Here is a 24,145-nt window from a genome sequence, read left to right on the forward strand (position 1 = left end):
GCCCATCACGCTTTACTGGAGTACATTTCGATGCTGACGAGAGTCGCCTCCGTTGTGGCGAGAAGACGAAAATGCCGAGGGACTTCGGCGGTGGAATTCGCCCTGATTGCTCCGTTGATGATTGCCTTTACCTTCGGAATTGTCGAGATCGGACGACTAAGTCTCGTCAAACAATCAGCCACTCACGCAACGCGTGAAGGAGCTCGAGTTGCAATCCGCCCAACCGCGACCGGGGGGGACGTGATTGAAGCGGTTCAAAAAGAACTCGCGATCCTAGCGATTGACGGTGCGGCGATCGAGGTCGAACCAGCGTTGGTCGAAGAGGCTGCCCCGGGATCCCTGATCACCGTTCGTGTCCGAATTGGCATTGCATCGGTTAGTTGGGTTCCCGGGTTCCTTGACTTTGGAACCACCGATCTGGTCGCGGAGTCCTCGATGCGACGTGAAAGCACCAACTAGCCAAAACGGTTGGTGGCGGCGTAGAATCTCCGTAGTTGATTCCTCTTGGACACATCACGGCTAGAGACTCTATGACGCGACGACGACGGACTCTGATGATCACGACGTTCTGTCTGTTTTTTTCCCTCGCCACATCCTGGTCCTGTGCGGAAGATTGGACACAGTTTCGAGGGTCCGATTATGGTCGGACGGCGGAGGTCGATGTCGCCCAACAGTGGGATTCCGGCGGCGTGGCTTGGAAAACTCCGCTTCAGGGACGAGGAGCATCGAGTCCCGTTGTGTTCGGCAATCGCATCTATTTGACTGCCTACACCGGATACGGCATCGATCCAGAGTCACCTGGAAACGCAAGCGACTTGGTTCGCCATGTCTTGTGCATTGGCGTTGAAGACGGGAATCTGATTTGGCAACAGTCGGTGCCAGCAATTTCGGACAAGAACGAGTTCAACACCTGGGGCGTGGGTCTTCATGGTTACGCTTCAAGTACGCCCGCGGTTGACAACACCGGTGTCTACGTTTTCTTTGGAGCCAGCGGCGTTTTGGCTTTCGACCATCAAGGAACCCAACGTTGGCGTGCCGATGTTGGATCGGGGACCCATGCGTTTGGTTCGGGGACGTCGCCGGTCCTCCACAACGAAATGGTGATTGTTAATGCGTGTGTCGAAAGCGGTGACCTCGTCGCATTGAAGAAAACGGATGGCAGTGAGGTGTGGCGTCAATCGGGAATCGACGAAGCGTGGAACTCCCCGGTGATCTACAAAGCATTGGATGGTTCGGACGAATTAGCGGTGACCATGAAGAAAAAGATCATGGCCTTTAATCCGAACACGGGTCAACCGCTTTGGACCTGCGACGGAATTGACGATTATATCTGTCCTCACATCACCGTCGAAGATGGCATTTTGTTTGCCGGCGGTGGCCGTCGGAGTCGCACCCTTGCGATCCGCAGTGGCGGACGTGGCGATGTGACCGATTCCCATCAGTTGTGGGATGTCGCAAAGGGATCGAACGTCTCCTCAGCGGTTTATCACGATGGCTTTCTCTACTGGGCCAAGGAGAAGAGCGGGATTCTTTACTGTGCGGACGCATCCACAGGAGAAATCCAATATGAGCAACGTATCGATCCATCGCCCGATTTGATTTACGCTTCGCCGTTATGGGCCGATGGGCGTCTTTACTATGTCAGCCGCAAGAACGGCATCTTTGTGGTTGCAGCAAAACCTCGCTTTGAGTTGCTTTCCCATACGCAACTTGACGGTGACGATTCCGCCTTCAATGCTTCTCCCGTACCGCTGCCCGGTGGTGCTGTGTTGCTGCGTAGTGACAAATTTTTGTACCGGATCAAGCCCGCCACTTAGGCAACAGCATCGATCAGGCTGTGAATCGCATCGATCAACTCCCGCATCGATTGATATCTCGCGGAGGGTTGTTTTGCGGTCGCGCGGGCAAAGATGTCGTCTGCGATTTGAGGAATGCCAAGCCCTGGGGATCGTTCACACGGAGGCGTTGGTGCTCGGGAGCAGATGTTGTCGAACGTTTCTTCTTCGTTTATCCCGCGAAAGGGCTCGGCAATCGCCATCGCTTCGTAAAGGCAGACGCCTACGGAGAAAATGTCGCTGCGTTCGTCAATGTTCTTGTTGCCGATTTGTTCCGGCGACATGTAGGTGGGTGTTCCAATCAATTGTTGAGCGGGCGTGAGCGGTGAGATCTCGAAATCGCCATCGCGATGCCGGACCGATCGGATGACGGCCCCGAAATGGCCTGATCTTGAGGTTGGCAGTAGGGTGTCCGAGTTGTCCAGCGCTGGTAGCCCCCATACTTTGGCGGATCCCCAATCAAGCAAGGTGACTTCGCCAAAGTTTCCGACGTAAATGTTGGCAGGTTTGACATCGCGATGCACGACGCCGCAGGCATGAGCGAACGACAGTGTTTGGCAGATCTCCGAGATCACCTCAAGACGCCTTTTTAACGGGTACGCGGCAACCGTGTCCTGTTTCCGTTGCGCGATGCCTCGTAAGACGTCAAAGAAGCTTTCGCCAGAAATGCGTGCCATTGTGTAGTAAATGCCAAGTTCTTCATCGTCGCCGACATCGTAAACCGCAACGGTGCCTGGATGCTCGATTTGCGCCGTGACACGTGCTTCGCGAAGCAACCGCCGGCGGAATGATGGAAGGGAGCGATGTTCCGGTAGCAGCATCTTGATCGCAACCGAGCGACCGATGATCTGGTCAAACCCGGATTGCAACATGCCATTGCCGCCGCGAGCCATCGGTCGACGATCGCGATAGCGAGCCAATCCGGTGGGGATCCGCGAAGGGACAATGGGCGAGTCATCGAGCGTGATCATCGAGTCCCCCTTCTCGGCCGATTAGGGCTTCGTTTCGCGGATACAGTAAAGCGTCGGTCCGGTGCGTACTAAAATGCTTCCCTTCGTTGCAATGGCAGCATATTGGATGGGGCCAGCAAAACTCGCTGCGGCTGCTCGCCGCTCCTCGGTTGCCTCCTCTGCCATCGGCCCGCGGACTCGCCAATCGACTTCCATTTCCCACTGACCCTCCATGTGATTTACCCTGATAGCCAAGTTCGATTCACGCGCAGCCGCTTCATCACTACCTTGTCGTCCGGGTGATGCCCCCAAACCAAACTTCGCTTCGATGTCGCCATAGTCTTTCGTCAAGGATCGTTGCCACCGGGTTTGTCCGGAATGATCGATCGAGACGCAATCACCACTCTCAAAAAATACGTAAACTCCATTCGAATCCACAGCTGGCGTCGGAGCCGCACGACTGGTGTAGTAGCTGTTCTTGACTTGAGTCGACGCGGCAAACGATTTGGTCCAGAGCGTGTTGCCATCCGTGATACGAATGGCAGTGAGGTGAAACTGTTCTTTGTTTTCACCTTCCACGCTGGTGACGTAGACGCGATCTTGCCAAAGCACGGGGCTCGATTGCCCGTAACCCGGAATCGGCGTTTTCCAAGCGATGTTCTGTGTCGTTGACCATTCCATTGGCACCTCGCCGGCATCGGTAATGGGGCGTCCACCATTTAGGAAACACTCCCAATCCGCTTGGCATCTGCCGAGGTCCGTCGTCAAGCAGCCAAGCAGACATGCAACGAAAAGTCGGTAGGCGTTCGTATTCATCAAAGGGGTCTCGGGGGGCAAAGTCAAAGGTGATGGACATTTTAGCGAGGAATCTGAGCCATGTGCAGCGTCAGCGTGGTCGCATAGCTGGTGTAGTCGTATTCGTTCGATTTTTCGTCTTCCGCATCGTGATGAGCGACGACCAAGTAGAGGTTGCCTTGGGCAGGTGTGAACGTTGCAAACCCGTTTTCATCCGTCTTGCGTTCATGAAGGGGGTCAAAGCCCTCGGCCAATTCGGTTCCTTGCGGGATAAAACTGACAACCGTATTGCTAAGCGGATGGCCGTGCAGCAGCAATTGCACCTTCACCGTCTGCCCAGCCACGGTGCTGTTGAGAATGCAGGACTTCACGACCAACTCGATCGGTAATCCGATTGGCTTTGATGCGTTCATCCCACAAACCGGTTTGTCAAGCGAATCGGCTGCGGTAAACACTGCCTTTGCGGTCCTAATCGCATGCACCGCACGGGTGTGCTGCATGACTCGGTCGATCTCATGTGAAACACAGTAAACGCCGGGTGACTTGGGGACAAAGGTCGTGGTCCAGTAGCCTTGTTTTTCATCACGAGCGGTGCTCGACATGCGGTCCTTCAACGAGGTCACGGTGCCATCGGGACCGACGACATCAAACGTGACCCAAGCAGGGTCAACGATTCCGGATAGCTTGAAATCGCGGTGATTGTTGCCAAGGTTTCCAAGTCGTAGATCCGCATGAATCACATCGCCGGTGCGAACAACGGCTGTGTTGGTGTTGACCCACGTGTCGTGAGCCGAGGCTTGCGTTGTCAACAACAAAAGGGCGGCAACGTTCGGTATCGCTTTGAAAAAATGTCTCACGACTTCTGAACTCAAAAAGCAAGGATTTGGAATAGGAAACTGGGTGCAAATAAGTCAGCAGCTATCACTCGAAGTCACCCACGACGTTCCCGTCGTTGATAGCGCCAAGGTTCTGCCAGAGTTCGTGGTCAATCGATTCGGTGATGAAGTGGACCGATCCATCCACCATCAACACCGTCGCGCCACCGACATGTCGACTGCGGGCGCTCTTCTGTGCGGCGTAGCGCGAGTAGCAGTCATTTTCACGTGCGTTCGGTTCACGGTAGTGGTGATAGCCGGTATCGATTACGGCTCCATCGGCCCACCGTTTACCGCGATCGAAAACGACGGGCGAGGCATCATTCAAACACCAGCTGTCGTCGATGGATTGTGCTGCCGCATTCCAGACGGATGCCAAGACACCCTCGGATCCAAAGTTCGCTTCGCCGCGAGTGGTGCCGGGCAACCCGGATCCAATCAGCGTTTCCGCGAAGGCAGCTGTATTTGATGTGCCATCGAGAACATCGCGAAACTTTTTACGCGAGTCGGTGAAGAAGAGCCCATCGCCATCTTCATAACCACCCCCGTTGTTACCGGTTCCGTTATTGGCCACATAGTTGGTCGCTCCCCAATCTTCATCGATTCGAACATGAACGTCGCTGGGGCAAAGGAACGTTGCGACGGAGGCCGAAACTTCGTTGGCGAGGTCTGGATGCGTGATCACACCTGGCGGTGGTCCCATCGTAAAGAGGTAGAGCGGTTTCTTTAGATCAATCGCATTGTAGATACTCGATTGTTCCAAATAGGGCGTGAGCAAGGCGAATGTGGACCAGCGATAGAACGATTGCTGGTTCGCCGGGACGGGCGCTTTGGCGTTATCACGTTGCGAGGGGAAATGGTTCTGAGTGTCGTGGTGCATGTGAAGCGCCAAACCAAGCTGCTTCATGCGATTGCTGCAGCTCATCCGGCGCGCTGCTTCGCGAGCCGATTGAACGGCCGGCAGCAACAAGCCGACCAGTGCGCCAATGATGACGATGCACCAAGGTAATCCGCCCCACGATGCCGATTGCCCCGCACACTGAATCAGCATGCTGGTCAAGACGTAGTCGGTCGATCGCGAACGTTCCGACGTAGGGAGGGGGCCGTTAACCGGTTCCTTCGAGCAACACGAAGACGTTGGTTTTGACGCTGCTTTTTCAGTCGGTATTGGTTTGTTTCCGCAACACCCGCCACAGCAGTTACTTTCGACTGGAGCAGCCATTTTGCCATCAAGCAGAGCCGACACTGGCGGTGTGACGTCGTTCTCCCTCGCCCAACGAAGTTTCTCTGTGGCGGTTGTCGGGAGAAATCGTGGCAAGGATGCTCGTATCCCAAAACAAAAAAACGCAGCACGCCAAACTTTGGCGAGCTGCGTTCGATCGAAAGGTGGCTGCTCTGCCTTACGGCGAGAAGTGGAAGGCTTCGGAATAGCCATAGCCGCCGAAGGCCGCTCCGCTGACTGCCGAGGCACCCGATTCGTGGTAGCCGCCAAATCCAACACTGTAGGCACCGCTGTTGCTGATCGCCTGGCCACCGAAGATGGCGTTGGAGTTTGCCGACCCATTCGCGATACCGACGCCGTAGTCGACGGCGCTGATTGCGGTGTTGTTGGCTACCGCCTGGCCGCCGTAATAGCCCTGGGCCAGAGCCGAGCCATTGGCGACGGAGTAACCACCGGTCGTGAAGGCACCACTCATGCTATTAGCGTTGGCGTTGCCATAGGCTCGAGCGGAATCGTTTGCGATCGCGACACCGTAGTTGGAGGCCGCGACGGCGTTGCTGTTGCTGCGAGCGTTCCAGCCATTGGCGACACTCTGGCCGTTGGCGATCGCCACACCGCCGTTGCTCGCCGCGATCGCGTTGCCGGTCGCATAGCCGCCGTTGTATCCCGACCCGGTCATGTTGGCGCTGGCGAAGCCGCCATTGGATGCCGCGGCTCGTGCGTTGAGTCGGACGTTACCGGAGCCCGAGGCCGATGATCTCGCCACCCCTCCGGTGGAGTAGCTGCTCGAGGAAACTTGTGCCGATACGTCCGATGCGACGAGCGAAACGGTCAAAGCGGCTGCCAAACAAGCGAAGGTGTTGAAAAAGCGTTTCATGGAATTGTCTCCGGAAAGGATCCTGCGATCGAGTGCAAGATGAGGGTTTCGAGGCGACCGAATCAAACATCGATGCCGGCCAACGATGTACTGGGCGAGACTGATCCGCCCGAGGGGACAAGAAAATTTTCAAACCCGGAGATATTTCGAGGGAGGCCCTCTTGGTTCGCGAATTGCGACACCAACGAGAGGAATCACGACCGACTTGGACTCCGAAAGCGAGGCTGCTGCAGCCGAAACCACGACCTGTTTCCACCGCCAACGTGCAGGGGTCAGCGAGTATGATGGTGGGGCAGACCAGACCACCAACTTTCCCACTAGACGCTCAGCGATTTCCCCCTCTTGTCCAAGACGAAGCTCGAAATGACAGCGACCGATTCTGGCAGGCCGAGCTTTGCCGTATTGGCGGGCGTTTGTGCGCTATTGCTGGCGGGGATGTTGTTTGGTGCTTCGTTGTGGGTCTTGGCCGCGATCGCCGCGGCCATCTTGCTGGTGGCTAACGCTTATCTCGCCAAGACATGGTCGACGTCGGTGGTCGCGGTACGCAGTAGTGGTGACGTCGAGCTTAAGATCGGCTCACGCGTGGACGTGCAGATCAACTTGACCAATCACAGCCGATTGCCTGTGTTGTGGGTCCTGGTCGAGGACCTGCTGCCTCACCGTGCGACGATGTTCACACCGCCGGCGCTTGCCGTTGACGGAGACCGTATCCAAGTGATCATGCTTTGGGCTGGGCAGACGAAGGCGCTTTCGTATCAGATGACCTGCAATCGTCGTGGCTACTTTCAAATCGGCCCGACTGTGTTGGAAACGGGGGACTTGATGGGATTGTATCGTCGCTATCGAGTGGGAACGCAGCCCCAATACATCACTGTGTTACCCAAAATCGTTGCCCTGTCGACTTATGAAGTGGGCTCGCGGCGACCGATTGGTGAGATCCGGATGCGAGAAAACGTGATGGACGACCCAACGCGGCTTCGCGGGATCCGACGCTATCAACCCGGTGATCCCATGCGCAGCGTGCATTGGGCGGCAACGGCTCGGACGGGAGTGCTTCACAGCAAGATTTACGAACCTTCGTCGATTGCGGGAGCCACCTTGCTGCTCGATTTACACATCGACACCAATCCAAGAATTCAAGAACCGGTGCGAAGTGATTTGGCGATCACGGCCGCAGCGTCGATTGCCTATGCATTGCACGACGCTGGAGAGCCATTCGGGTTGGCAACCAATGGCCGCGACGCCGCCGACCGGATTCGCACCGAAGGTTGGGTGGGAGACTATCGGGTGCGTGACGAAGTCACGTCGGCAGCATCGATGCAAAGCGAGAGCGACCGGTTGCGACCGATTTTGCAACCCGCCTCACGCGGCCCCGTTGCGCTCCGTGAAATGGTCGGCACGCTGGCTCGATTGGAGCGGACCGATGGATTAACGTTGCCTGAACTGCTCACCGAAAGCGAATCCAAAATATCCAGCGAAACCACCGTGCTGATCATCCTTCAGCAGTGTCCGGAAGCATCGCTGGCATCCATTTTGGGGCTGGCCAAGCGAGGGTGGGCCGTGGCGGTGATTATCAATACGCATGATATCAATGACTATTCGGCCATGGCAGGGCCGATGATCGCTGGTCGCATCCCCACGTTTCACCTTGCATCCGAAGAGGCAATTATGGATGTCTGCCGACAAACACTCACTCGCTAGTGCTATAGTAGCACGAGAGCGTTGTGGACACCGAATGCGGTTCTGGTTGATCGAGAAGGAGGTCCGAAAAGATCATGTTACCACTGAATCAGTGGATTATCGTCTCCATGATACTTGCGTTGACGATGTTCGTTGGCCGAGCCTTTGATTCGTGGCCGACCGTCTTCGTGCTATTCGTCCTCGCCATGCTGGGGCTGAGGGTTGCCCATGGGCGTGAGCGACGGACGTTGGGCCTACGACAACGCATTGAGGGTCCGCCACGCCCTGCTGGGGGCTCGTGGCGCCGTTCGTTCGTTTTGGTCGTCTTGTTCGGATTGGTGTTGGTCGTTGTGGTCTCGGCGACTCGATGGGTTCCCTACCTAACCAGAGCGTCGTTCAATCCGTTGGACTTGGGGGCGGATGTTCTCGCCCATGCTGCGCTGACCACGATTTTGATCCTGTGGGTCATTGGCGGCGCTCAAGGACATCCGGTGATGTTGGGGCTGGGGATGTCGATCGTGTTACTGACGGTTGCGGTCGGTGGGGCCAGTCAATCGATCACCGGGCAAACCACCGTTGCATTCTGTGTCTGTACCGGCTTTCTGTTTTCCTCTCAAGCGATCCTTGGCAGCGGGAAGCTGTCGGATCCCAACCGGTCAGTGGCGTTTACAGAGCAGTTGACTTTGCTACGGAACTCACGTTGGCGTCGAGTTTCACTTTTGTTCTCCGCTTTGACGCTCTCGTCGATCTTGATCACGACCGGAATGGTCGCCCGAGCGACAAACGATTCCTTGCCGGATGTGCAGCGTTTGCTTCAATCGTCGCTGAAGGATTCACTTGATCACGCGGTCGATCAGTTGACGTTTTCAGGAACGCGCTACGTTCGTGGCGCAACGCTCGGGGCGGTCCGTCGAGATATGATGAGCAACCCCGAAGAGATTGCGTTGCGAGTGTTCGCGGATCAATCGCCTGGCTATTTGCGGGGCACCGCATTCGATTTCTATTCGCGACGTAACTGGTATCCCGCATCGCGTCATACACTCGATGCAGAATACTTTTCGCCCGACATGGACGATACCGCAGTCGAAGCGAGGGGAAGGGCGACCACGGAGTTACGAAGCGGATCCCGTTCGGAATTGCGGCGATTCCAGATTGAGGGTGCACCCAACGATGTGATCGGTACGATTGAAGTACGCAACATCCCGATGAAGGGAAATACGGTTTTCATGCCGTTGGCATCCAATTGGATCGAAGCCCGAAGCGGCCGCGTGACCCTCAGCCGAAATCGGACCGTGCGTCATGGCGTCAACGTTTTGAGCCCCTACGTGCTCGGCGTTGCGCGCACGTCGGAAACGGATGCAATGAGTGAGACGCGGCGGCGAACGCTATTGTCGATACCCGAAAACCTACGAGCGGTCGTTGAGCCATTGGCACAGCGTCTTTGCGAGGGTGTCTCGGAACCCCGCGACAAGGCGAAACGCGTGGCCGCTTTTTTTCAGTCAACCTTCTCGTATTCCCTCGATCTGCCCCAGTTGTCGCAGTCTCAAGATCCGATCCGCTACTTCCTTGAAAACGAGCACCCCGCGCATTGCGAACTTTTTGCATCCGCCACGGCAATGTTGCTTCGCGCCGAAGAGGTTCCGACTCGTTACGTGACGGGCTATGTCGTGAGTGAACTTCACGAGGACCAAGTGTATTGGGTCGCTCGTAATCGTGACGCTCACGCTTGGGTGGAAGCGTACGACGAAAGATCGCAAGTTTGGTTCCCTGTCGAAGCGACCCCCGGGCGCCAATACCGGACCGTTACGGTCGACGAGAGCCAATTGAGTGATACCTACGCGAGCGGTCAGGATGGCGACGACGAAGCGGACTTCGCCCAGTCATGGCTCTCGTCGACTTGGGCATTCCTGGCTACGCTTCGAGCCAGCAACCCGTTGTTGAAGGTTTTTCAATTTGCCCAGGGGCCGTTGTTCTTGCTCGTTTCGGTTTTATTGTGGAAACGATATCAGATCGCCAATGCTTCGTCGGCAAATCCCGTCGACATCCTCAGTCGTAAGATGTTGCGACAAGTCGATCGCCGAATGAAAAGGGCTTCACTGGTTCGGCAAGGGAATGAAACGATGCATCAGTTTGCGGCTCGCATCGAAAACACTTTCCCACCGTCGAAGACTCCGGTGCAACCGTGTGTTGACGAGGTTGCGGATTGGTACCGACGATTTGCGGAGGCTCGTTATCGAGGCGAAACTCCAGAGCCCTTCACAGGGGCACCCCCGAAGTTTCGAAAGTAACCCGGCAAGGCGCCGACGTAGCGGCTACAGTGCGTGCAGACGTGCGAGTTCACGGAAATCGTCGCGCCACAGGTTGGACAAGGACGCGTTACCGGGTGCCCAAGGGATGGTGGAGGTGGCAGCGGTTCGACGGAGCCGAGAATTTGCATCACACCCGAATCCGTGATCGCAGCCGATTGTGGCCGCTCGAATAGAAACGTCTCCCTGCAACGCGGGCACCTGACCCTTTTGCCTAAGAGTTCTATCCCCCCTCGAACGTGGTGTCCCGATGGACACTGAACTTCGATTTTCTCTGAATGCATGATGGTCTCCCTAATCCCGTTTGGTTACGTAGCGTCCGTGCCCTGTCGCGGCCTCTGTTTTGAACCCCTAACGCACCAGCCTGGTTTCGCACTATTCTGTTGTTTCGATCAGATCCCCGTTCTTGAAGGAAGAAGGAAGAGAGATGAGTTCAACCATGCGATGTTTTTGGGTCGAAAAGAGCGAATCGGGCGAGATTCGTGCTGAGGTGACCGAGAAACCCTGTTCGGTGCTCGACCAGGCGAAAAGTGATGCACCGCGAGTCCGGATCCGCGTCAATCTGTCCTCACTCAATTACAAGGACGCGCTGGCAGCTACGGGACATCCAGGGATTGTGCGGCATTTTCCCCATATTCCGGGCATCGATGCGGTTGGGGCCGTCGTCCACAGTGATTCCAGCGACTTCTCCGTGGGGGAGGAAGTCCTTGTCACCGGCAACGATCTAGGCGTGGGGCACTTTGGGGCTTGGGCGGAAATGATTGATGTTCCGGCTGAGTGGGTGTTACCCTTGCCCAAAACCCTGTCGCCGCTCGAAGCCATGACGCTTGGGACCGCTGGATTCACTGCGGCACAGTGCGTTCAAGCGTTGATCGCCCATGAAATCACACCCGACCGTGGCAGCATTGTTGTGACGGGTGCGACCGGCGGAGTGGCGAGTGTGTCGATTGAGATTTTGCGTAAACTCGGCTACTCAATCACCGCCGTCACGGGCAAGCAGGAGCATCACCAGGCTCTGCTCGATCGTGGCGTCGACCAGGTGGTGACTCGCAGCGACTTTATCGATCAAACCAAGCGACCTTTGCTCGGTGGGAAATACGCGGGCGGCGTCGACACGGTGGGTGGGTCGATGCTTGAAACCGTCTTGCGATCGACCGCGTACCGTGGATGTGTGACGGCATGTGGGCTTACCGGTGGCGCCGACCTAAATATAACCGTCCATCCCTTCATCCTTCGTGGGATCACGCTCTGTGGCATCGATTCGGCAATGTGCCCGCTGCCCAAACGCAAAGTCATTTGGGAGAAGCTCGCCGGTGAGTGGAAGCTTGCGGGGCTCGAATCCTTGGCGACCCAAGTTCCGCTCGAGCAGACCCCGGCATGGGTACAGCGGATCTTGGCCGGGGGCGTATCCGGACGCGTGGTCGTCGGGCTTTAAGGATCAAATCGCCGATTTGCAACACTTGCACATCCGTTCGTACTACAATGCGAGGTGGTCAGCCATTTCTCTTTGCCAAGCGACTGACTTTTGGCGATCGATTGCTTGAGAGGACCGTGTCGATCATGAACGCGCAACGTCCCCCCACCCCGCTGCGACCACCGCGAGAAGAGATTCGCGTGTTGTTGGCGTTTGTCACCAAAAGCGACGCGTCCGATCTTCACCTCAAAGTCGGCTTGCCGCCTTTCATTCGTATCGGCGGGCACCTTCGTCAACTCGACACACCGCCACTGCCATCCTCGGAGTACATTGCCGAGATGATGGCGGAGTTGATGCCCAAGTCACGCTTGGAAGAATACAAGGAACTCGGCAGTGCCGACTTTGCGGTGTTAGCGGAAAGCGGTGATCGATTTCGCGTGAACGCGTTCCGATCGGACAGCCAGATGCATGCTGCACTGCGTCGGGTGCAGTGCAAGATTCCTGACTTTGAAAAACTTCGACTTCCGCCGATCTATGAGCGGACCATCGCGCTGACCCATGACGGATTGGTCTTGGTCAGCGGCGTGACGGGCAGTGGAAAGAGCAGCACGTTGGCCGCGATGCTTGATCACATCAATTCGCATCGGAGCATGCATGTGATCACGATTGAAGACCCGATCGAGTTCCGCTTCGTTTCACGGAAATCGATCATTTCCCAAAGAGAGATTGGCATCGATGTTCCGACCTATGCTCATGCGCTTCGCTATGTGGTGCGTCAAGATCCCGATTGCATTCTGATCGGTGAACTCCGCGACAAAGACACGATCCTTGCCGCCTTGCAAGCTGCCGAAACCGGTCACTTGGTTCTCGCATCCATGCACTGCAGCGACGCAGAACAATCGTTTAGCCGCATCTTGGAGTTTTTTCCGCAAGCGGAGCATGCGTTTATCCGATCGTCCCTCGCGAATAGTTTGCGGGCGATCATGGTCCAACGGCTTGTTCCCGGCGCTGTCGAGGGTGAGCGTTTCCCCGCGACCGAAGTTTTGCTGAACAATTCGCTGGTCCGAGAAAAAATCCTGCATTGCAAAGATGACGACATCCCTGCGATTTTGAACGTTTGCAAGGACGAAGGGATGCGAGATTTTACCCTCTCCCTTTGCGAGTTGGTCAACGCGGGATCGATTTCGAAAGAAGTTGCAATGGAGTACGCGCCGCATCGCGAATCGTTACTCTCGTTGCTGAAGGGGATCGATACCGCCGGAGCCGGATTGGTTTCTCGCGTCTAGCATCGTGCGGGGCGGGCTCGCTTGCCCAACCCCGATCTACCGAAACCCAAAGCACGTCGCTTGCGGCTTCGGCTAGTCTTCGCTCACCATGCTGCCCCACCATGACGGATCGGGTTGCCAATCGGGTGCAAGCATGGCTGCGTGACTTCGCTCGAGATTCGCCTTGTTGGCGGTTTGAATACGATGGAATTTCGCTTCGGTCTTCTCGGGATCGTAGCGTGGATCGGGTTCGGGAAGCTTCGCCTTCACCGCCTGAAGCCATTCATCCAACTGCTTGGCCATCGACGCGGTCCGAACGGGCATCGCGAGCGACAAATCACTGGTTTCATAGGGATCCTGCTCTAAGTTGTAGAGTTCGTTACGACCATCCTCGTAATAGTGGATCAACTTCCATTGCCCATCACGGAAAAGCGAACTCGGCTCGCCCCCTTGATTGTCATAGTGCGGGTAGTGCCAATACAGCGGACGAGGTTGGATCGAACCGTTTTCGAGCAATGGGACCAAACTGACTCCATCGACATGCTGTTCAGGTTTCGAAGGAACACCACAAAGGTCGAGCAAGGTCGGGTAAAAGTCCGCGCCCGTTACGGGGGTATCACAGCTGGATGCTTTCGAAATACGTTTGGGGTACTTGATGTAGAACGGTTCGCGAATCCCGCCTTCCCATTGCCGCCCCTTGCCACCTCGCAGTGGCAAGTTGCTCGTGGCGTAAGCGTCGCCGGACGATACCCCACCGTTGTCACTGGTGAAAATGACAATCGTCGATTCGCTGAGCCCCGCGGTGTCGAGAGCGTCAAGGACGTGGCCCACGGATTGATCCAGCGTTTCCATCATGCCGGCATAGATCGGATGGTCTTGGACTTGGCGGACAGGCAAGGTGCGGTCGACTTTGAATCGCGATTGGCCAGCGGGCAACTTCGGAGCGGCCTTGCGATACTTTTGCCAAAGTGCTTGGGTGGTTTGAACCGGTCCATGAACGCTGTAGAACGACAGCATCGCGAAAAAGGGCTGTTCTCGATGGGTCTTGATGAACTTTGCGGTTTCGTCCGCTAACCGAAGCGGCAGCGATTCACCGTCGGGACCATCGGTCATGAGCGGATTTTTATAGGGTGAGAAATATCCTCCCGGAGGGCTGCCGCGATCATGACCACCCACGTTGATGTCGTAGCCGTGGTCGGTCGGCCAGGAGCCCTGCCCGCCCAGATGCCACTTGCCGGCAAAGAAAGTCCGATAACCGGCTTCCTGCATCGCTTCGGCAATCGTCACATCCTCGTGCGGTAAAGCGTGCAAGTACTCGGCTGGCAACAACCGGTCTTCGCGTTTCCATTTCAGCCCCGAGGCCGCCCCAATCCACTGGGTGATCCCATGCCGAGCAGTGAATTTGCCTGTCTGGATACTCGCACGCGAGGGGCTGCAAACACGGCACGTTGCGTAACCTTGAGTGAACCGCATTCCATCGCGTGCCAATTGGTCGATCCGCGGGGTGTGATAAAAACGGCTGCCTTCACCCGAAAGGTCATGAAGCCCTAAGTCGTCAACCAAGATGAACAGTACGTTGGGACGCTCGCTTTCGGCGGCAACGGCACTCACGTTGCATAACAAAAGACTGAGGCAAAACATAACACAGCGTGGCATGGTTATTTCCAAACAAGCGGATGGATGGCAGGAACGAGATGTGCAGGTCGCAAGTCAATGCGTCGCGGGCAGGACCGACAATGGTGGCCGGTGCGGATTCTATCTTACACCCTTTTGCCCGCCACCGCTGACGTTTTTTCTGGCACTCGGTCAGGCTCCATCACCGCTCGGAGCCAACAACTGAGCAACTCGATCCACCAGCGCAGAGGGGTGGTCGTGAGTGTACGCGACCTGCTCCGATTGCTTGGTCGCCAAGACTTTGAGTTGACATTCGCCCTCTGCCCATTCGGTCCCACCCGCAATGATTGCGATCGTGAATCCGTGGGCATCGGCATATTTCAACTGGGCCCCCAGCTTCCGCGGTTCAGGATACACCTCGACGGCAATTCCCGCCGATCGCAATTGGTGAGCCAACCGCAAGTAGTCGTCACGATGGTCTTTGTCGAAATAGGTCACCAAGACGGGCGCCGGGGTGGATGCGGTGGGCAGCAAGTTCAGTTGCTCCATTGCCGCAATCAACCGATCGAGCCCGAGCGACGCTCCGATGCCCGGCAGATGCTGTTTCGTGTACAGGCCGGCTAAGTTGTCGTACCGACCACCGCTGCAAACGCTTCCAATCGTGGGCAAATCATCGAGCGTCGTCTCAAAAATCACTCCGGTGTAATAGTCCAGTCCACGCGCGATCGAAACGTCGAGCCGTAACCGTTGCTTGGGAACACCCGACGCGAGCGAGCCTTCGTAGATGTCTCTTAGCCGCGCGATTCCCGTCATAGCCGTTTCGTTGCCACCACTGATTTGGGTCAACGTCGCGAACACGGAATCGGCTTCTCCGGTGCAATCTGCAAGCTGCAAAACGGCATCCGCCTGCTCGCTCGTCACGCCAGCGGCCGAGATCATTTCGTCGGCCGTCTTCTTTCTGCCAATCTTTTCTAATTTGTCCAAGCTGCGAAGGACTGCGACGCTGCGGTCGGCAAGATCCAAATGCTCAAGCAGCCCGGTCAAGATGGCGCGATTGTTAATGCTGATGGTAAACCGATCGAATCCAATCGTTTCGAGCAAACGATTGATCACCGCGACCGCTTCGATGTCCGCTAACACCGACTCGGTACCAATCGTATCGAAATCGCATTGAACGAATTCGCGATAGCGACCTTCTTGCGGTTTTTCACCTCGCCACACTGGCGCGATATGGTAGCGTTTGAAGGGAACTCCAAGCGATCCAATGTGCTGCGCTGCAAAGCGAGCCAGAGGGACCGTCAAGTCAAAACGCATGCCCACGTCACGGCCACCGTTGTCGGTGAACCGATAGATCTGGCGATCCGTTTCCTCGCTACCTTTCCCCGTCAAGATCTCCAAATGCTCCAGCGTTGGGGTGTCGATGGGCGCAAATCCAAAGGAACGAAACACTTCACGCGCCGTTTGCATCAACTGTTCGCGAGGGATCATCACGGCTGGCAGGTAGTCGCGAAACCCCTTCAGCGTTCTCGGTTGGATCAGGGACATTGGGTGTTCTTGCAGAGAGAGTGGGGAGAAAGAAGGAAGTCCGATGACGCGGACGCAGCCAGGGTCCGTCCTTTGACGTTCGCGAGTTTTAGTGGACCGTCAGCATTAAATTATAGGGTAGTGGATTTCGCCAGAAATCCGTAACTCAAATGTTCTTAGGGACTTCTGGCGAAGTCCACTACGTCCCAACTCGCAGTTTTAACCTTGACGGTCCACTAGGCGATCGGCAGCGCCGTCGGACGTCGGCTGCGAAGTCGATCATGTTTCTTCGTGTTCGGATCGGGAAATTGTCGGCCGAACAACGCATCGGCGTACTCGTCAAGTTGTTCGGGGGTTTCGAAATACTTCTCGTAACACCAGTCGTCTTCGAATTCGCACTCGTCGGTCGTGTAATCACGGCAAATTTGTGGACGGGTCTCATAGATCCCGCATCGATGATCCTGTTGCAAATGCTTGCAGGTGGTGTACACCAACAGGTACCAAGTTTCGCCTTCGACAAACACTGTGGCGTGTTCGTGCAGCAAGTACCAGCGGATAAAATCGAAGTCACGACGAGTAACGGGTTCATCGATCGCCAGTGCGAAGTAATGACAACATTTCGCGCTACAATGTTCGCAGAGGTTCGCATCCTTGGGGAAATCTCGACGGCGGCGAATCGTGGTTGACAAAGCGGCTTGGGACACGTTCGGAAGATCCTGAAAAAGCAAGTGGTGGTTCTGTCGCACTGGAAAATGCAGTAAAAACTAGCATCGCCAGCGTCGTTGGCAAGGTATCATCCTTCGGAGTCGGATTCAGTGGAAGTCGTCATCACCGCACTTGGGCCAGATAATTCAGGATTGGCGGACCCGATCATTCACCATGTGACGGGCCGCGGTGCCCGTATTTCTGAAATCCAAATGTATGACCATGACGAGGAGCAACTGTTTGCGATGCTGTGTCGGATCGATGTTCCCGATGCGGAACTCGACAAATTGACCGATGCGATGCGCCAAATTGGCGAAGTCACAGGGCTTGCGATTCGCGTCTGGAGCAGCGAGCGACGAGCGGCACGCCCTCGATTGGCTGTCTGCGGTACGTTTCTCGAACACACTCCGCGAGCCATTTTGCAGGCCGTTCGGGATGGAATTATCCACGCAGAAGTTCCCGTCCTGATCTCCAACCGCAAGAAATTGGCTCCACTGGCCCGTGAGTTTGGTGTGGACTTCGAAATGATTGGCGACGCACAAGGTGCCGCGGATGATCATAAAATGGTTGCAACACTCGATCGCCACGATATCGACTACGTCGTTCTCGCTCGCTACATGCGAATTCTACCTCCGTCGATCTGTTGGCAATTTGCAGGTGGGCGAATCATCAATTTGCACCACGGCTTGCTACCGGGTTTCCCCGGCTTTCGCCCCTATCACGACGCGTTCAATGCCCGAATGCTCACCTATGGTGCGACTTGCCATTTCATCATTCCGGAACTTGACGCAGGGAATCAAACGATCAATCAGCGTACCTTCTCGGTGGCTCCGGGAACTCGAATCGAGGAGGTGATGCGGATCGGTGAAAGTGAGAACGAGCCGGCCTGTTTAGTGGAAGGCGTTCGTCGGGTGGTCGACCGCGAAGTGTACTTGCATTTTCACCGTGTCGCTGCCCGAAGCAAACCCTAATCGCTGCATGCGGTTGCCCAGTGGCCTTCGGCTGAAGTCCCCTTACCGAAACGCCCCCTTACCGCAAACGCTCTGGCATCTGGCTGTAGCGATGGACCATCGCCGCACTCGTACGGACCACAAAGTCGAGGTCACGCGGATCGTTCTTCAACAAATGATCCGCACCGGGAAGGGAAAGCAAGCTGCAGCAGGGAGTGGAGGCCTCCCCTTGGGATTGATTGATCAGCATCATGATCCGCAGTGCATGATCAAAGCCCACCGTTTCGTCGATCGGCGAATGCAGCAGCAGGGTTGGCAATTTGATGCGACTGATCCGGCTGGCCAGGTCGTATTGGCGATAGTTATCGACCATTTGTTTGCGAATCGTCCATGCCACGCCGCCGATGGTGACCTCCCCCATGCCATCGATATCGATCCGAGGGTTCATTTTCGTCAAACGCACCGCCAAGTGCCATGTGTCACTCGGCGATCCAAGCGAAATTACACTGCGCAGGCTCGATAGAACCGGTTCGGCGGCATCGTCAGGGTGATTCGATCCGGCCAAAGCCAAGGATGCGGCGCCTCCGAAGCTGTGACCATAAAGGGTGGTGACTGGCCCAAGTTCGCCAGCAGCAAAACGAATGGCGGCACGCAGATCCTCCAGATTGGTTGCGAAATTCGTTTGCGAAAAATCGCCACGACTGCCACCAATTCCCGTCATATCGAACCGCAGAACAGCAATCCCCCTTTCGGACAGCCCTCGCGAAACGCGAACAATGGCTTTCAGGTCCTTGCTGCACGTGAAGCAGTGACTCAGTACGACGACGGGGACTGGATCGGTCGTATCGGGGCGATCGATGATTCCCGCAAGCGAATCTCCCATCGCACCTTGAAATTTGACACGATAGGACTTGCGAACCACTTGCAAGCGATTGTCACGCACGTCGACTAAGAACCGTCGCTGAGGTTCTGATTCGGTGCCGTGATTCGGCCCGCTCGAAACGCGTCGGCCATGGCCATCGGCACTTTGGCTTCGGCCAGCACCAACTGCGACCGGTTTTCGGCGACCTTCGCTTTCATTTGCTGCTCTTCGGCAATCGCTTCAGCGCGACGACGTTCCGCTTGAGCCCGGGCCACCCGCGTGTCCGCTTCCGCCTGGTCGCTTTGCAGCCTCGCTCCGATGTTTTCACCCACGTCGATATCGGCGATGTCAATCGAGACGATCTCAAACGCCGTCTGTGCGTCCAACCCACGCGACAACACGACTCGTGTGATCAGGTCGGGGTTTTCAAGGACTTTGAAATGATCTTCCGCAGAACCGATCGAGCTGATGATGGCTTCCCCAACTCGCGCGATGATGGTGTCTTCGGTTGCGCCACCGATCAATTGTTCGATGTTCGTTCGCACCGTCACCCGGGCGCGGACTCGAAGCTCAATCCCGTTTCGCGTGATCGCGCTGAGGGTCGTCTTTCCGCTTCGCGAAGGATCAGGACAATCGATCACTTTGGGATAGACACTCGTTTGAACCGCATCAAGAACGTCACGGCCAGCCAAGTCGATCGCAGCAGCTTGATCAAAATCGAGTGGGATCTCTGCACGATGAGCCGCGATGATGGCGTGAATCACGTTCATCACATTCCCACCCGCCAAGTAGTGAGCTTCCAATCGTTTGGTGCTGATCCCATCTCGACGATTGATGCTCAACCCCGCTTGTGCCGACATCACCTTGGCTTGCACGATCACGTTGGGGTTGACTTTGGTGAAGTGCATTCGGATCAGGCTCACCAAGCTAACATCCGCCACCGACATGTAGGCCTGGAACCAGAGTTTGCCGTAGCGAATGAAAAAGAACCCGAGGACCGCCAGCAAGAAAAGGACGAATAGCGAACCGGCGAGCGTGACCACTTGCCACGGACTCGCCTGAGCCGTGACCAGCAGATTGGATTGGCCGTTGACGAGGAGGACGTGAAAAGCCAAGGCGGATGGCATCATCATGGCATGTTCGGGGAGAAAGGGTTAGCGATTTTTGTTCTCGATGCAACGCATTCCTGAGCATATGATCATAGGGTTTCCTAGCGGCGTTGCAAGTAACACAGATCACGTCATGATCGACGCGAGCGATTTCCCGCTGGCGGATTCGCACTCCGCTTGCTTCAAATCCGACAAGGCCCGCCAGGCAGGGTGGTTGTTGTTCGGCTGCGATTGGTGAGCAAGCGATAGAATTTCACCGAGATCAATCAAATCAGCGGGGCGAGCCAGCGTCAAGGCATCCCCCTCGCCCGCCCCCTTGGAAACACAACGCAGCAACTTGGCTTCGACCAACAGCGTCGACATCTCATGGACCACGCTGCCGCCCAGTCCGAGCCGATCCGCTAATTCCTGGAAATCAACGGCATCGCCGCTCGAAAACGCCTCGGCGACCTCGACCATGATGGGTAGCATCCAATCCGGATCGCCATGCAGCAGGCCCGATTCCTTCCAATCCTTCTGGCCAGGACGCCGCCCACGTAGTGTTTGTAGCGTATGAGTCAGGATCAATCCAAATAGGAAAATCCACCACGTCACATAGATCCAAAATAGAAACAACGGGATTAGGCCTAGCGATCCGTAAAGCGCGGAATAGGGAAGTGCTGTGGCAACGTAGATTTGAAAGATCAGCTTTGCCGCTTCCCACAAGATCGCGCCGATAAACGAGCCAATCATCGCCGCACGAACTGAAACGTGCGTGTTGGGCATGAGCGCATAGAGCAAAAACAGCAGCACCCAACTGGCAACGACCGACAAGCAATGGCTTAAGAACACTCGCACATCCGCTCCAATGCCAAATGTTGAAACCCACTCCACCGCCTGCCCCGAAAGATACAAACTGATCGCAAGCAATCCGCTGCCCAGTGTGATGATCGACCAATGAATCGCAACGCGAATGTGCAGGGGGCGATGCGTGGGAGCTTCAAAGATCAAGTTGAATATCGATTCGGTTGCATTCGCTAAGGCGATGGCCGCATAGATGAATAGCAGCAAACCGATCACTCCGATCGATGCAAAATCGAGGGAGGCAACTTTGGCCGTCGCTTCCCGCAAGGCACGGCGAATGCCAGCACGTGTTTGTTGCCGAGAGGCTTCCTCAACCGACGTTTTGTCGACTTCCTCGTTCGCCACGGTTACGGAATCGGTCGGCACCGATCCCGTGTCGGCTGGCAACGGTTGGGACGAGATGGGGCGGGATGCCTCGATGGTATCCATCGTCCCTTCCGACGCCGGTTCGCTACCGACTGAGTCGCCGGTGGCCAACTCCTGCACGATGGGATGGATAGGATGGGTGTATTGAACCGGAATGTCGGGAACGCCAAAGAAGGAATACAGTTCGTCTTCTACTTTTCTTTGGACGTCCTCCAAGCCGCCCACGATCCGAAACATCACCAACCCCAGCACGACAACGGGGATCAACGAGAAGATGGTTCGGTACGTGAGTTCGGCTGCCATGCCCTCCGCCCGATGCCGAATGAGCTGACGCCAACAATGCGCCGTCAACTCCCAGGCATAGCGAAGTTGGTGCTGGCGCCGACTCAACTCATCACGAGGTCGCCGGACCGCGTCGGAAACGTATTTGAAGAAATGTCGCAAACGAAAACCTCGCAATCGCAAACATCGAAAACGTAATCGTACAACGTCCGTTGTAGCAGGGGCTGTCTTGACGCACGGGCGCCCCGTGGGTGGAAAGTATTGAAACAGAGATTTCGCTTAGAGCGAAGACACACGGTTTGCCGTTCACGCCCGAGCAGTGGTGAAGTCAATTAGGCACGGCTATCCAAACGGGGGGGCAAGGAATCGGACGCCGCGACAAGCGTCGGTGTGGTGGGCGGTGGCATCGGTGCCGATTTGGATGCCTTGGACGACGGATGCGGAAACGAAAAAAACCCGCGAAACCTAGGTTTCGCGGGTTCTGGTTTGACGCCGATTGGCATTGGAAGTGACCCCTACGGGACTCGAACCCGTGTCGCCGCCGTGAAAGGGCGGTGTCCTAGACCGCTAGACGAAGGGGCCGTCTATTTTTGCTTCACATCCTGCTCGGAGCCCAACGATTTTGGTGTCGGCACTGCCTGGCTGTGAGGGACAGTTTTTAGCGAAGAAGTGCTGGTCTCGTCAAGGGTTCGCGTCACGAGGATCGTTGATCTGAGCAAAAAAAAACAGAACAACCCAACGCGTCGGGTTCGAGGGCCGCGATTTGCCGTGTTTTGAGGTCTCGTCCGGTTGCTTCCGAAAGATCACCGCGTCGTTCCTCAGGGAAGCAGCTGGAATCGATACAGCCGCAGCGAGTAGGCGTGAGCGAGCCCAAAAGAGATCAAGCACCCTTACAGAGAGCGGGTAACTTGATCGATTGGAAGGTTCAAGATTCTACTTGAGCGTCTTGCGCATCGCCGGATTCAATACTTCGTTGAATCGCATCATAGACTTCGCGGCGGTGCACCGGCACTTCTCGAGGTGCTTCGACCCCCAATCGCACTTTGTCCCCGCGTATTTCAACAACAACGATTTTGATATCGTTATTGATGATGATGCTTTCGTTTTTCTTTCGAGATAAAACTAACATGTTTCCAGTCCTTTCCTAACCGGCCTTGAATCTCAAACATTTCTTTTGCCTACAGTCCCGGTTTTTTCGGTGGAAGATCGAACTCCCGTCATCACCGCCGTAGGCCGGTTGTGTCTGCAGGATCGCTCCGTGTAAGCCCGCTTTCCTGACGCAATAAACTCTAAGTCAAAAATGGCTAAGGTCAAGGAAATATGCCTTGACAAACTCGCTTTTTTGACCTTTGAGGCCCTGTCTCACCACTCAAAATCGCTATTTTCCCTAGCTCTGCCGGAATCCTTGGGCAGGAAAGTTAAAAATACACGCGTTTTCAAAGGTGCCTTTTTGTCCACACTCGTGATTACATCGAGACACTCGGATTTCAAGAAATCGGAACAAAAGGGGCTTACCCTTCGTCATAGATTCATATAGACACCCTTTCACAAGCTCACTTTGGGCGAGCATCCGGTTTTCAAGCGACGGCGACCATGGTCCACGCGATCCACCCTACCGATGATTCTCAGCACCGCACCCGCAGTGCTTCGCGGCATTGTTTTACTCCCAACGGTGCGACGGCCATGTTGCCGCTAGTGGGTCGGATTCTTGCCGATGCAGCGAAGCTGAGTCAATCGATCGAGAACCAGCGACTTCAGCTGAACGGGCTCTACCCTTTTCGCGAGACGATCCCGCGGAACTTCTACGACGACGAGTTGCACGACATTCGCAGGACGATCGAAGCTAGCGAATCAAGGCTAAAGGCGTGTCATGATGAATTGGCAATGCTGGGGGTGGTGGCACATGTTCCGTTCGACGGCTCTGTCGATTTCCCTGCCATCGTCAATCGTCAGCCTGTGATGTTGTGTTGGAACCCGAACGACGCTTCGGTAGGATATTGGCATGAAGCCGGAGCTGCGGTGACGCATCGTCATCGACTGCCGGTAGAGCTGAAATCCAAACCATCCAACTGATTCGGCCGGCACGCACACGGTGAGCGGTCGATTGTGGAAACGGGGCTATCGATGAAACCAAGCGACAAGGAAGAGCTGCTCTTGACCGGCGCTCGCTTTAATGTTCATGCGATGAACTTGGTCGGCAGCGACGGGAAGACGTACGTGCGCGAAGTGATTCGCCATCCTGGTGCGGTCGTGTTGTTGCCGATGCTCGATTGCGACACGGTGGTGATGATCGAGAACCACCGCCCGACCGTTGCGGAAACGTTACTGGAGCTTCCGGCGGGGACACGCGAGCCAAACGAGGCGGTTGAAATCACTGCTGCTCGAGAATTAGCGGAAGAGACAGGCTATGTTGCTGAAACGTTAACGCTGCTACACGAATTCTATTCTGCGCCAGGAATTTGTGACGAACGCATGTTCTTGTACGTTGCGACCGGCTTGACTGCGGGCGAAAGCCAACGCGAAGCGACGGAGCAAATCGAGAATCGAATCGCAGATCGTGACCAGATTCGCAAGTGGATTGCCGAAGGGAGAATCTGTGATGCAAAGACGTTGGTTGGGTTGTATGCGTTTCTCTACAACCCGCTTTGTCAAACGACCACGCCATAGCATG

21 protein-coding genes and 1 tRNA gene are annotated in these 24,145 nt (G+C 55.9%); 9 read left to right on the plus strand and 13 right to left on the minus strand.

Going from position 1 to position 24,145, the window contains the following annotated elements; translation table 11 throughout:
- The first annotated feature begins 30 nt into the window (after window positions 1-30).
- Both Poly41_RS21330 and Poly41_RS21335 read left to right on the plus strand, forming a co-directional pair.
- A complete protein-coding gene (locus Poly41_RS21330) occupies window positions 31-459 on the plus strand; it encodes a TadE/TadG family type IV pilus assembly protein (protein ID WP_146528761.1) in 429 nt (142 codons plus the stop codon).
- A gap of 71 nt (window positions 460-530) precedes the next feature.
- Window positions 531-1,817 (plus strand): outer membrane protein assembly factor BamB family protein, encoded by a 1,287-nt coding sequence (locus tag Poly41_RS21335; protein ID WP_146528762.1) that lies wholly within the window; start codon window positions 531-533, stop codon window positions 1,815-1,817.
- Here the strand turns inward: Poly41_RS21335 and Poly41_RS21340 are convergent.
- From Poly41_RS21340 to Poly41_RS34235, 5 genes are all read right to left on the minus strand, one after another.
- Window positions 1,814-2,806 (minus strand): serine/threonine-protein kinase, encoded by a 993-nt coding sequence (locus Poly41_RS21340; RefSeq protein WP_231615825.1) that lies wholly within the window; start codon window positions 2,804-2,806, stop codon window positions 1,814-1,816. The genes Poly41_RS21335 and Poly41_RS21340 overlap by 4 nt on opposite strands.
- A 21-nt stretch (window positions 2,807-2,827) precedes the next feature.
- A complete protein-coding gene (locus Poly41_RS21345) occupies window positions 2,828-3,601 on the minus strand; it encodes an outer membrane protein assembly factor BamB family protein (protein WP_146528763.1) in 774 nt (257 codons plus the stop codon).
- Window positions 3,602-3,642: 41 nt separating this feature from the next.
- Window positions 3,643-4,437: a DUF4198 domain-containing protein gene (locus Poly41_RS21350; protein WP_231615826.1), complete on the minus strand. Its 795-nt coding sequence runs from the start codon at window positions 4,435-4,437 to the stop codon at window positions 3,643-3,645.
- A 64-nt stretch (window positions 4,438-4,501) separates the two neighbouring features.
- A complete protein-coding gene (locus Poly41_RS21355; protein WP_197231499.1) occupies window positions 4,502-5,506 on the minus strand; it encodes a DUF1559 domain-containing protein in 1,005 nt (334 codons plus the stop codon).
- 349 nt (window positions 5,507-5,855) lie between these two features.
- A complete protein-coding gene (locus Poly41_RS34235; protein ID WP_197231500.1) occupies window positions 5,856-6,554 on the minus strand; it encodes a hypothetical protein in 699 nt (232 codons plus the stop codon).
- Window positions 6,555-6,917: 363 nt separating this feature from the next.
- On the opposite strand from Poly41_RS34235, the gene Poly41_RS21360 reads away from it, so the two are divergent.
- From Poly41_RS21360 to Poly41_RS21375, 4 genes are all read left to right on the plus strand, one after another.
- Window positions 6,918-8,255, plus strand: coding sequence for a DUF58 domain-containing protein (locus tag Poly41_RS21360; protein ID WP_146528765.1), 1,338 nt, complete (start codon window positions 6,918-6,920; stop codon window positions 8,253-8,255).
- 74 nt (window positions 8,256-8,329) lie between these two features.
- Window positions 8,330-10,522 carry a transglutaminase-like domain-containing protein gene (locus Poly41_RS21365; RefSeq protein WP_146528766.1) on the plus strand — a complete coding sequence of 731 codons (2,193 nt, stop codon included), beginning with the start codon at window positions 8,330-8,332 and terminating at the stop codon, window positions 10,520-10,522.
- A 445-nt stretch (window positions 10,523-10,967) separates the two neighbouring features.
- Window positions 10,968-11,975 (plus strand): YhdH/YhfP family quinone oxidoreductase, encoded by a 1,008-nt coding sequence (locus Poly41_RS21370; protein ID WP_231615827.1) that lies wholly within the window; start codon window positions 10,968-10,970, stop codon window positions 11,973-11,975.
- 125 nt (window positions 11,976-12,100) lie between these two features.
- Entirely contained in the window at window positions 12,101-13,240 is a 1,140-nt protein-coding gene (locus Poly41_RS21375; protein ID WP_197231501.1) for a type IV pilus twitching motility protein PilT, read from the plus strand.
- Window positions 13,241-13,312: 72 nt separating this feature from the next.
- Here the strand turns inward: Poly41_RS21375 and Poly41_RS21380 are convergent, their stop codons facing one another.
- The 3 genes from Poly41_RS21380 to Poly41_RS21390 form a co-directional block, all read right to left on the minus strand.
- Entirely contained in the window at window positions 13,313-14,875 is a 1,563-nt protein-coding gene (locus Poly41_RS21380; protein WP_197231502.1) for a sulfatase, read from the minus strand.
- Window positions 14,876-15,025: 150 nt separating this feature from the next.
- Window positions 15,026-16,372, minus strand: coding sequence for a histidine--tRNA ligase (gene hisS / locus Poly41_RS21385; protein ID WP_146528962.1), 1,347 nt, complete (start codon window positions 16,370-16,372; stop codon window positions 15,026-15,028).
- A 221-nt stretch (window positions 16,373-16,593) separates the two neighbouring features.
- The gene (locus Poly41_RS21390; protein ID WP_146528768.1) at window positions 16,594-17,061 is read right to left on the minus strand and encodes a YkgJ family cysteine cluster protein; all 468 of its coding nucleotides are present in this window, start codon (window positions 17,059-17,061) and stop codon (window positions 16,594-16,596) included.
- A 111-nt stretch (window positions 17,062-17,172) separates the two neighbouring features.
- On the opposite strand from Poly41_RS21390, the gene Poly41_RS21395 reads away from it, so the two are divergent.
- Window positions 17,173-18,033, plus strand: a complete 861-nt coding sequence (locus Poly41_RS21395) for a formyltransferase family protein (RefSeq protein ID WP_146528769.1) — start codon at window positions 17,173-17,175, stop codon at window positions 18,031-18,033.
- Window positions 18,034-18,091: 58 nt separating this feature from the next.
- Here Poly41_RS21395 and Poly41_RS21400 read toward each other — a convergent pair whose 3' ends face one another.
- The 5 genes from Poly41_RS21400 to csrA form a co-directional block, all read right to left on the minus strand.
- The gene (locus Poly41_RS21400; protein WP_231615828.1) at window positions 18,092-18,955 is read right to left on the minus strand and encodes an alpha/beta hydrolase family protein; all 864 of its coding nucleotides are present in this window, start codon (window positions 18,953-18,955) and stop codon (window positions 18,092-18,094) included.
- Between the two features lie 5 nt (window positions 18,956-18,960).
- On the minus strand, window positions 18,961-20,007 hold the full coding sequence (gene floA / locus Poly41_RS21405; RefSeq protein WP_231615829.1) for a flotillin-like protein FloA: 1,047 nt from the start codon (window positions 20,005-20,007) through the stop codon (window positions 18,961-18,963).
- A gap of 102 nt (window positions 20,008-20,109) precedes the next feature.
- A complete protein-coding gene (locus Poly41_RS21410) occupies window positions 20,110-21,636 on the minus strand; it encodes a YihY/virulence factor BrkB family protein (RefSeq protein WP_146528770.1) in 1,527 nt (508 codons plus the stop codon).
- A gap of 347 nt (window positions 21,637-21,983) precedes the next feature.
- A tRNA-Glu gene (locus Poly41_RS21415) sits at window positions 21,984-22,056 on the minus strand.
- Window positions 22,057-22,399: 343 nt separating this feature from the next.
- Window positions 22,400-22,603, minus strand: coding sequence for a carbon storage regulator CsrA (gene csrA, locus Poly41_RS21420; RefSeq protein ID WP_146528771.1), 204 nt, complete (start codon window positions 22,601-22,603; stop codon window positions 22,400-22,402).
- 464 nt (window positions 22,604-23,067) lie between these two features.
- Here csrA and Poly41_RS21425 point away from each other — a divergent pair, with 464 nt between their 5' ends.
- Window positions 23,068-23,547, plus strand: coding sequence for a DUF2203 domain-containing protein (locus Poly41_RS21425; RefSeq protein WP_146528772.1), 480 nt, complete (start codon window positions 23,068-23,070; stop codon window positions 23,545-23,547).
- A 51-nt stretch (window positions 23,548-23,598) separates the two neighbouring features.
- The gene (locus Poly41_RS21430) at window positions 23,599-24,141 is read left to right on the plus strand and encodes an NUDIX hydrolase (RefSeq protein WP_146528773.1); all 543 of its coding nucleotides are present in this window, start codon (window positions 23,599-23,601) and stop codon (window positions 24,139-24,141) included.
- The last annotated feature ends 4 nt before the right edge of the window (window positions 24,142-24,145 follow it).

The organism is Novipirellula artificiosorum, from assembly GCF_007860135.1.
Taxonomy (GTDB): domain Bacteria; phylum Planctomycetota; class Planctomycetia; order Pirellulales; family Pirellulaceae; genus Novipirellula_A; species Novipirellula_A artificiosorum.